The organism is Mycobacterium sp. E796 (assembly GCF_001672815.1).
Lineage (GTDB): Bacteria > Actinomycetota > Actinomycetes > Mycobacteriales > Mycobacteriaceae > Mycobacterium.
On sequence record NZ_LZKK01000065.1, the window covers coordinates 1 to 9330 of the forward strand.

A 9330-nucleotide genomic window follows, 5' to 3' on the forward strand; every position below is an offset into this window, starting at 1 on the left:
GTGTTGGGCTGGCAGGCCGGCGAAGTCGCCGAGATCTTGGAGACCTCCACGCCGGCGGTGAACAGCGCGTTGCAACGACGACAAGTGTTGCAGCGCAGCGACGAACGCCAAGCGAACGCTGCTGCGTACGGACACCACCACCGCGGGATCGTCGGTGGCGCCGTACAGCAGGCTGTCGGGGGCGGGTTGCAACCACGGGATCTCGGATTGCGCCGGGGCCAGCGCGGCCGTCGGGCTGTCGGCCGGCGCGCTCAGCCCGGAGGGCAGCGGACGCCGCTTGCGCGTTTGCAATGCGTTCAGGTACGTGTTCGTCGCAATCTTGTACAGCCACAACCGCACCGAGGAGCGGCCCTCGAACTTCTCGTAGGCCTGCCACGCGCGAAGGTAGGTGTCCTGAACCAGATCCTCGCATTCGTCCACGGATCCGAGCATGCGATAGCAGTACGCCCGCAACTCGGGTCGGTACCGCTCGGCGACTTGGGCGAAATCGTCGACGCTGACGTCCGGCATGGCCCAAAGCCTTTCACGACCCGCTGCGCGACGGCCGCGGATCGTTGGGGTTCCGCTCGCCCGGCGCGGGCTCTTCCCACCATTGCGCCGGCTGATCGCCGTACGCGTCGTGCCAGTTCCACCACGCATATGCGGGGCCCTGCGGGTAGCCTTCCGGGGAGTCCTCCCAATCCTCTTGGCGCCCAAGCGCGGTCATGTCCAGGTAGCTCCAGGTGGTACCCAGCGCCTCGTCGCCACGGTTGTTGATGAAGTATGTGCGGAACACCCGTTCGCCGTCGCGAATGAATGCGTTGGTGCCGTGCCACTCGTCGACCCCGAAGTCGCGGTCGAAGTCGTCGGTGATGGTGTACCACGGCATCCGCCACCCCATCCGGGCCTTCACCCGCTCGATGTCGGCCTGGCCGGCGCGGGAGGCGAACACCAGGGTGGTGCTGCGGGCGTTGAGATGCGCCAGGTTGCCGATGTGATCGGCGATCATCGAACAGCCACGGCAGGCGTGGTCGGGCCAGCCGTCCACGCCCGGCTCCAAGAACGCCCGGTAGACGACCAGCTGTCGCCGGCCATCGAACAGGTCCAGCAGGCTCACCCTGCCGTCGGGCCCGTCGAACTGGTAGGGCTTGTCCACCTGAAGCCACGGCATCCGCCGGCGCTGGGCTGCCAGCGCGTCGCGCGCCCGGACGAGCTCCTTCTCCTTGACGAGCAGCCGCTGGCGCGCGGCCTCCCATTCCTGCGCCGACACGATCGGGGGCGTTTGCATGTTCATGTCCAGCCTTTCGGTTGTGGTGGAAGAACTTTCAGGCGATCTTCTGCAGGCCGGCGCCGGTCAGCAGGTAGCCCGCGGCGACGGTGCCGGTGTCGGCCTGCACCAGCTCGACGACGGCCGCGCCGGCCACCTGCGGGTTGACCAGTTCGCCGAGCTGCTTGACGTATTCCTCCTCGGATCGGCCCTCGCGGGCCGCGTACGCCTGCACGGCGGGGCGGCCGAGTTCGGTCAGCGGGGTGATGCGGGGCATCAGGGCCGTGAAGCTGATGTCGAGGTCGGCGCGGTTGGCCTCGTCCTGGGCGTAGCCGGTGATGAAGCGCTGGGTGGCCTTGGCGCCGGCGTACCCGCCGCTCAGCGGGGATCCGGCCAGGGCGGCGCCGCTGCTGAAAACCACCACCCGGCTGCCGGGGCGCAGCGGTTTGAGCAGGGCCTCGCGCAGCCAGTGGAAGGCGATGCGCACGTCGGTGTTCCAGTTGGCGGAGAACGTCTCCCAGGTGTGGTGTTGCAGCGGTCGGGGCAACGGGGTTGCCCCGGCGACCAGCACCAGGACCTGTGGGTCGTACCGATCCAGCAGGGTGCCCGGCACCGATGGGTCGGCCGCGTCGGCGACGACCGCTTCGATGCTGCCGTCGCCGTTGGTCGGGTTGGGGAACGTCGTCGCGGTGCGGGACACGGCGACGACCGAGGCCCCGGCTTCAGCCGCGGCCGTTGCGATGCCGTGGCCCAGGCCCCGGCTGGCGCCCACGATGAGCGCGGTCTGGCCGGATAGGTTGTTCATCTCGTCCTCCTGGTGATGGTGTTATGCGGGCGTCGCCATCGCAAGCAGCTGGGCGTACTGACGCTCCAGCTCCTTGGCCGGGGTGTGGTCCCAGCCCGCGGCGATGGATTGCGAGATCGGGTCGGGGAAGATGTCCTGTTCGCCGCCCTGCAGCGCGTCGAAGACGGCCGCCGCCACCGACCGCGGCGTGGCTTTCGGGATGTCGAGTTCGCGGCTCATATCGGTGTCCACGGGGCCGGTGAAAACTGCGAACACCCGTACGCCCTGGGGCGCCAGGACGGCGCGCAGCGACTGGGTGAGGTTGAGCGCGGCCGCCTTGGAGACGGAGTACGCCGGAATGATCGGCAGCGGCGCCAGCGCGTTGACCGACAGGTTGTTGATCACCGCTCCCCCGGAACGAATCAGCGCCGGCAGAAACGCCCGCGTGACGGCATGGGTGCCGAACAGGTTCACGGCGAGGTGCCGTTCGAGCAACGCGGGATCGCTCAGGTCGTCGTAGAGCGCGATGCCGGCGTTGTTGATGAGCACGTCAAGCGATTCCGCTGTCGCGGCGGCCGCGCGGATCTGTGCCGCGTCGGTCACGTCGAGCGCGATGGGGACCACCCGCTCGTCGGGAAACGAGGAACCGTCTCGGGTGCCCGCGTACACCCGGCCGGCCCCCCGGCGCAGGGCTTCCTCCACGAAGGCGCGACCGATGCCGCGGTTGGCACCGGTGACCAAGACCGTTTTGTCCGCGAGTGTGTCCTCTGCCAAAGCCATGACAAGCCCCTCTCAAGCGAAAAGCCCCCGCACGGGGTGCGGGGGCGCCGGTTGTGTATCGATCGAACTACAGGTATAGACAGGTTCCGTCGCCGAAACTCATCGCAAGGTCGGATCCCAATTTCCGCGCGTGCCGCGCCGCGGGCGGGCGACTTCTGGCAACCTCGGTTGTCATCGCGGTCGGGTGCCGCTTAATTCACCCGGCCGCAACAAAATTGGGGTTGCCTTGGCGGGGATTTCGGGAACCGGGAGATAGGGGCCGACAGATGACCACAACACAGGATCGAGCAACGGAACGACGCGGGTTGATCCAGCGGTTGACCGAGGTGTGCGTCCGCTACGTCGAGCGCGTCATGCCCGACCCCTACCTGTTCGCGGTCATCCTCACGCTGATCGTCGTGGCGCTGGTGGCGCTGCTCGTCCGGGGCGCGTCGGCCTCCGGCATCCTCAAGGCGTGGTACGGCGGGGTGTGGGGATCGCAGAACATCTTCACCTTCGCGTTCCAGATGGTGCTCGTGTTGGTGACGGGTTACACGCTGGCCGAGGCGCCCGCCCTCAAGCGCGCCATCGTCCGTCTCGCAAGCAAGCCGAAGAACCAGGTCCAGGGGGCTCTGCTGTGTTTCGGGGTCAGCACTGTCTTGTCCCTGCTCAACTGGGGGCTCGGCCTGGTTGCGGGTGCCCTGGTGGCGCGCCAGGTCGCAAAGCGACTGCGCGGGGCGCACTTCGGCTACCTGATCGCGACCGGGTTCATGGGCTACATCGTCTGGACGCAGGGCCTGTCGTCATCGATCGCGCTCGCCAATACCGACACGACGAGCCCGATCAACGTGATCCACAAGATCGCCGGGATCACCGTGCCGTTGACGCTGACGGTTTTCCAGCCCTACAACTGGGTCGCCGTCATCGTCATGGTCGCCCTCCTCGCGGTCGCGATCTGGCGCATGGCGCCCCGACACGGTCTCGAGCCCGATCCGGCGGTCTTCGAGGAGGAGCCGGAGCCACCCGCGCCCAGCGGAAAGCGGACTTTTGCCGAATGGTTGGAAAACCTGTGGATTCTCAACGTCCTCGTCTTCGTCGCGGGCATCGCGTACTTCGTGCTGAGCGGCTTCGCGCTGAACATTTCGTCGATGATCATGCTGTTCACCATCACCAGCGCCCTGCTGCACCGGACGCCGATTCGCTTCATCCGGGCGTTTTCGGGGGCGGCGAAGGTGTCCGGTCCGCTGCTCCTGCAGTATCCGCTGTACGGCGGGATCGTCGGCCTGTTGGGTTATCTGCCCAGCGGGTCGGGCAAAGCGCTGCAGACCGTGCTGGCCGAGGCGCTGGTGCGGGGTGCCGATCAGTACACGCTGCCGTTCCTCACATTCGTCGGGTCGGTCATCATCTCCTTGTTTGTGCCCTCCGGCGGCGGCCACTGGGCGGTGCAGGGACCGATCGCCGTCGACTCGGCGCTGGCCATCGGCCAACATTCGCCGGCGTACCTCGGGCTGACCTCGATGTCGGTCGCGGTCGGTGAGGGGGTGGCGAACATGATTCAGCCGTTCTGGCTGCTGCCGGTGCTCGCCATCGCGAAGCTCAACGTCCGCCAGGTGATGGGTTTTACGGTGATCGCCTTCCTGATCGGTTTCGCCGTCGCCAGCGCCATGGTCCTCATTGCGCCGTATGTCATCTGACGCGCCCGCCTCGGTGCAGGGCTCTCCCACCGCGCGCGTCGACGCCGCGTATCGGCGCATCGCCGAAGTCGACCGGCCGGAAATCTGGATCACACTGCGCGCGCCGGACGACGTGCTGGCCGACGCGGGCGCGGTCGAAGGGCGGCTCGCCGCGGGAGAGCGCCTGCCGCTGGCGGGGCGGGTGGTCGCCGTCAAGGACAACATCGACGTGGCGGGCTTGCCGACCACCGCCGGCTGCCCGGAGTTCGCCTACCTGCCCGCGAGTACGGCGGCCGCCGTGGAGCGGCTGCTCGGTGCCGGGGCCGTCGTGCTCGGCAAGACGAACCTCGACCAATTCGGCACCGGCTTGGTCGGCACCCGCAGTCCCTATGGCGCCGTGCGCAATTCGCGCCATCCTCACCTCGTCGCCGGCGGCTCCAGTTCCGGGTCGGCCGTGGCGGTCGCGCTCGGCATCGCCGACATCGGCATCGGCACCGACACCGCGGGTTCGGTCCGGGTCCCGGCCGCGCTCAACGGGATCGTCGGCATCAAACCCACGCTCGGCATCGTCCCCACCCACGGGGTCGTCCCGGCCTGCCCGAGCTTCGACGCCGTCTCGGTGCTCGCGGCGGACCTCGCCCTGGCGGCCGCCGCGGCGCGGGTGATGGCCGGGCCCGACTCCCGCGACGCCCGCAGCCGCGCCTGGCCGGCCGACGTCCGCCTGGCCGCACCCGGCGTACCGCGGGTGGCGGTCCCGGAAGCCGCGAACCTCACCGCGCTCAGCGACGCCTATCGAGATGCGTTCGAGCGCAGCGTGGTTCGCGCTTCCGACGCGGGGCTCAGCATCGAACCGGTAGACGTCTCGGTTCTGCTGGAGGCGGCCTTGCTGCTGTATGACGGCGCATTCGTCGCCGAAAGATACGCTGCGGTCGGCGAATTCCTCAACACCGCGCCCGCGGGCGCGGACCCGCATGTTGCGGCGATCATCACCGCGGGACGCGAAATCACCGGCGCCGCATTCGCCGCGGACCTGGACGCGCTGGCCCGCGCGCGGGTCGCTGCCGCCGACCTCCTCGCGGGTTTCGATGCGCTGCTGCTCCCGACAACGACGGAACACCCCTCGTTGGCCGATGTTCGGGCCGATCCGTTCTCGATCAACCGGCGCATGGGCACCTACACCAATTTCTGCAACCTGCTCGACATGGCCGCGGTCGCCATTCCCGGCGTGCCGACGGCCGCCGGTGGCCCGTTCGGCGTGATGATCGTGGTGCCCGCGTTCCATGACCAAGTCGCCGTCGACATCGCGGCCCGCCTCAGCGGAGCGCCACCCGCGTCGCTGGTCGAAAGTGGATGCGAGGTAGCGCTATTCGGTCTTGCATCCCTGCGCCGGCGACTCGAACTCCTGGGCGCCCGCCACGACGGTTGGGTCACCGCCAAGCCCGGACCGGCAGCGCCGTCGCGGGGCGAGCTGTTCCGGGTCTCGGAAGCCGGGCTGGGGCGGCTGCTGGCGGACCTTCCCGCGCCCGCGACGCTGACCACGGTCGAACTCGACGACGGCCGCACGGTCACCGGGCTCACCGAACAGAGCTGACCGGCGGCTACATCCACAGTTTGGCCAACGAGTCGGCCAGGGTCTCGGGGTCCTGCTTGTCGGTGTTGCAGGTGATGGCCAGGGACGTGTTTCGGTCCTTGCTCACGCGGAATGCCGTGACGAACCCGCCCCACGCGCCGTCGTGATCGAGCGTGCCATTGGCCATCAAATAGATGCCGGCGCCGTACCGGTCGGCGCCGCCCGGTTCGGTCGGCACCGCGCCGGCCAGTTGCGCATCGAGCAGCGCGGGGCCGCCCACCCGGCCGGTTCGGTAATTGTCGGCCCATCCGACCAATTGGCTTGGCGTGGTTTGGATTCCGCCGTCACCGACCTGCTCCCAACCAGATTGGGTCGCCCGGTAACCGCTGCTGCTGTTCTCGTATGGAACGGCCTTTTCGGGAATCGGGCCGGTGGGGTCCAGAACCATGGCCAGCCCGAGCGGACGGAAGATTTGTTCGGTGAGGAACTGCGGCAGCGGTTGCCGCGCGACCCGGCGGACGATCTCGCCGAGCAGCAGGTAATTGGAGTTGGAGTACTCGAATTGGGAGCCGGGCTGAAATTCCAGCTTGGGCACGCCGGCCAGGGCCTGCAGGGCCTGATCTTCGGTGGTGCGGTCGGCGATCTGATATCCCTGTGCCTCGAGAAGCCCGACGTACTCGGGGATTCCGCTGGTCTGGTGCATCAGCTGCGCAAGGGTGACGGTGGCTGCCCACGTCGGCAGCTCCGGCAGGTAGCGGGACAGCGGGTCGTTGAGGGCCAGCTTGCCTTCGGCGACGAGCAGGAGGAGTCCGGTGGCGGTGAACTGCTTGGATACCGAGGCGATGTCGAACACCGTCTGCGCGGTGATGGCCTTGCCGCTCGACATGTCGGCGACACCGCGGACGCCCGTCCACACCACCTTCCCCTTGACGCCGACCGCCGCCGAGCATCCCGGCGCGCCGGCCTTGATCGCGTCGTCCAGCACGCTCTGGCTGTGGGCGGCCGCGTCGGCGTGATCGGTTGTCGACGTGGTGGCGGTGGGCCCGGGCCCGCGGGCGCCGCCGCAGGCGCCGACCAACAGCAAGACCGCGAGAAACGCGAACCGCCGAGCCATACCGTGAATGATCGCGCTCGTCGCGAGGCCGCGCAGAGAAACGACGCTTCGCGGTGGTGTTCGAGGTGGCGGAGGTATGGTACGCGGCAGTGCCATCCGGGTCACTCAGCGATCTTCACCAGGGAGTCGGGATGTCGGGTCGTAAGTTCTCGTTCGAAATCAACCGGACCAGCAGCGCGCCTGCGGCCACGCTGTTCCGGCTGGTGGTCGATGGCGCCAACTGGTCGAAGTGGGCCAAGCCGATCGTCCTTCAGTCGAGTTGGGCGCGCCAGGGCGATCCGCCGGGCGGCATCGGGGCTGTCCGCAAGGTGGGCATGTGGCCCCTGCTCGTGCAGGAGGAAACCGTCGCCTACGAGCAGGATCACCGCCACGCCTACAAGCTGGTCGGACCGCCGAGCCCCGCCAAGGACTACTCGGGCGAGGTGGTATTCACGCCGAATCAGGCGGGCGGCACCGACATTCGCTGGACCGGTGCGTTCGTCGAGGGAGTCCCCGGGACGGGACCGGTGATGCGGGCGGCGCTCGGCGGCGCCGTGCGGTTTTTTTCGGGCCGGCTGGTGCAGGCGGCCGAACGCGAATCACGTGGCGGACGGTAGCGATTGGCTTGGCGCGCAAGGCTTTTCGGGGCGCGTAACGCTCCCATCTTAGGGGTTGTTGGCCTGTTGCTCGGTCGTCTGCGCCTGCTGCATGTCCTGTAAGAACTGCTGCTGCGCCGCTAGCTGCCTTTCTCGCTTTCGTACTTCTTGGTCATGTGCTCGACTGCCTGCAGCTGAGACTGCGCGAGGCCCTCGCGAACCTGCCCGGCGCGCGCGGCGGCGTCCAGCGTCGGCTGCGCCTGACCCTGGAAGTGCGGTATCACCTCGGCGGCGAACAGCTCGGCGGACCGCTTGGTGGCGGCGGGATTGGCCCACTCGTGGCCCATCTGCAGGAAGCAGCCGAATCCGCCGGATTGGTCCCAGAGCCGCTGCACCTGGGCACGCGCCCGCTCGGGCGTGCCGATCACCCCGGCCCCGCTCTCGTTGATGACGTCGATCATCTCGTCGAGCTGCTCCCCCGGCATGGTCATCTGCGGAAAGGCCGCAACCTTCTGGAAGTAGTTGAACCACGACTCGATGCCGAATTTCACGTCGGCGCGGGCCTGCTCGTCGGTCTCGGCGATGTGCATCGGCCCGACCAGGCTCCAGTCCTTGCGGTCGACCTGCGTCCCGAAGGCCGCGGCGCGCTCCTCGACGATGCCCCAGTGATAGGACAGCGCGTCGAAGCCCTCGACGATCAGCGTCGCCCCGATGGACAACAGCCCGATGCCGTGCTTGCCGGCCAGCCGCGCGCCGGTCGGCGAGGCGACCGCGGCGACCGCGAGCGGGATCCCGCCGTCCGAATAGGGGGCCAGCTGCAACTTGGCGTCAAAGAGCTGGTGGGTGGCCGTTTTCGCGCTCACCGTCTCCCCCGCCAGCAGCCGGACGACGATGTCGAGGTTGGTTTCCAGGAGCTCGCGCGTGTCGGTCGGGTTGAGCCCGATCATCGCGGAATCCGTCGGCAAGGAGCCGGGTCCCATCCCGCCGATGATGCGCCCATGCGTGAGGTGATCGAGCAACATCAACCGGTCGGCGACCCAGAGCGGGTTGTGATAGGCGAGCGAAATGACCCCGGTGCCAAAGCGAATGCGCTTGGCGCGTTCGGCGGCCGCGGCGATGAAGACTTCCGGGGAGCTGATGATCTCGCTGCCCGCCGAGTGATGTTCGCCGATCCAGGCTTCGTCGAAGCCGACGGCGTCGAGGTGTTCGACGAACTCCAGGTCGCGCTGCAGGGCCAGCGTCGGATTCGTGCCGGCCCGGTGGAACGGGGCGATGAAATATCCAAACCTGAGCTTGCCCATTGGGGTCCCCTTGCGGTCGAGTTGCGGAGAACCATAACTCAAGCCGCCCAAGGTTAGGTCAAAAGGGCGGACCCCGGATATTGCTCAGCCGGCGGGGCCAGATTCACATGACCCCACCGGCTTGGGAGCAAGTCTTCGCCGTAACCGGCGTGTTAGTAGCCGCCGCAGATGTTGCCGACGCAACCGCCGCCGCCACCCGGTCCACCGCCGCCGCCACCGACACCGGGGATGCTGCCGCCCCCGCCGCGAGGAAAAGGGCCGCTACGCGATCCCGCCGGGAAGCGACCACGGCGCGGACTACCGGACGC

General features: G+C 68.3%; 9 protein-coding genes. 3 read left to right on the plus strand and 6 right to left on the minus strand.

Translation table 11 applies throughout. From position 1 onward, the window contains the following. From A5706_RS05925 to A5706_RS05940, 4 genes are all read right to left on the minus strand, one after another. Window positions 1–510: sigma-70 family RNA polymerase sigma factor (locus tag A5706_RS05925; protein ID WP_156766972.1), on the minus strand; the 510-nt coding region annotated here is incomplete at its 3' end. A gap of 13 nt (window positions 511–523) precedes the next feature. Then, on the minus strand, window positions 524–1267 hold the full coding sequence (locus A5706_RS05930) for a DUF899 domain-containing protein (RefSeq protein ID WP_068128164.1): 744 nt from the start codon (window positions 1265–1267) through the stop codon (window positions 524–526). A 37-nt stretch (window positions 1268–1304) separates the two neighbouring features. Then, window positions 1305–2051 (minus strand): SDR family oxidoreductase, encoded by a 747-nt coding sequence (locus tag A5706_RS05935; RefSeq protein WP_068128147.1) that lies wholly within the window; start codon window positions 2049–2051, stop codon window positions 1305–1307. Between the two features lie 21 nt (window positions 2052–2072). Further along, on the minus strand, window positions 2073–2810 hold the full coding sequence (locus A5706_RS05940; protein ID WP_068128150.1) for an SDR family NAD(P)-dependent oxidoreductase: 738 nt from the start codon (window positions 2808–2810) through the stop codon (window positions 2073–2075). A gap of 266 nt (window positions 2811–3076) precedes the next feature. Here A5706_RS05940 and A5706_RS05945 point away from each other — a divergent pair, with 266 nt between their 5' ends. Further along, window positions 3077–4483: a TIGR00366 family protein gene (locus A5706_RS05945; protein ID WP_068128152.1), complete on the plus strand. Its 1407-nt coding sequence runs from the start codon at window positions 3077–3079 to the stop codon at window positions 4481–4483. Beyond that, a complete protein-coding gene (locus A5706_RS05950; RefSeq protein ID WP_068128155.1) occupies window positions 4473–6053 on the plus strand; it encodes an allophanate hydrolase in 1581 nt (526 codons plus the stop codon). Before A5706_RS05945 ends, A5706_RS05950 begins: the two co-directional genes overlap by 11 nt. A 7-nt stretch (window positions 6054–6060) precedes the next feature. On the opposite strand, the gene A5706_RS05955 is transcribed toward A5706_RS05950, so the two are convergent. Beyond that, window positions 6061–7146, minus strand: coding sequence for a serine hydrolase (locus A5706_RS05955; protein ID WP_068128158.1), 1086 nt, complete (start codon window positions 7144–7146; stop codon window positions 6061–6063). A 131-nt stretch (window positions 7147–7277) separates the two neighbouring features. Here A5706_RS05955 and A5706_RS05960 point away from each other — a divergent pair, with 131 nt between their 5' ends. Beyond that, on the plus strand, window positions 7278–7742 hold the full coding sequence (locus A5706_RS05960; RefSeq protein ID WP_068128167.1) for an SRPBCC family protein: 465 nt from the start codon (window positions 7278–7280) through the stop codon (window positions 7740–7742). Between the two features lie 119 nt (window positions 7743–7861). On the opposite strand, the gene A5706_RS05965 is transcribed toward A5706_RS05960, so the two are convergent. Beyond that, entirely contained in the window at window positions 7862–9022 is a 1161-nt protein-coding gene (locus A5706_RS05965; RefSeq protein ID WP_068128161.1) for an LLM class flavin-dependent oxidoreductase, read from the minus strand. Between the last annotated feature and the right edge of the window lie 308 nt (window positions 9023–9330).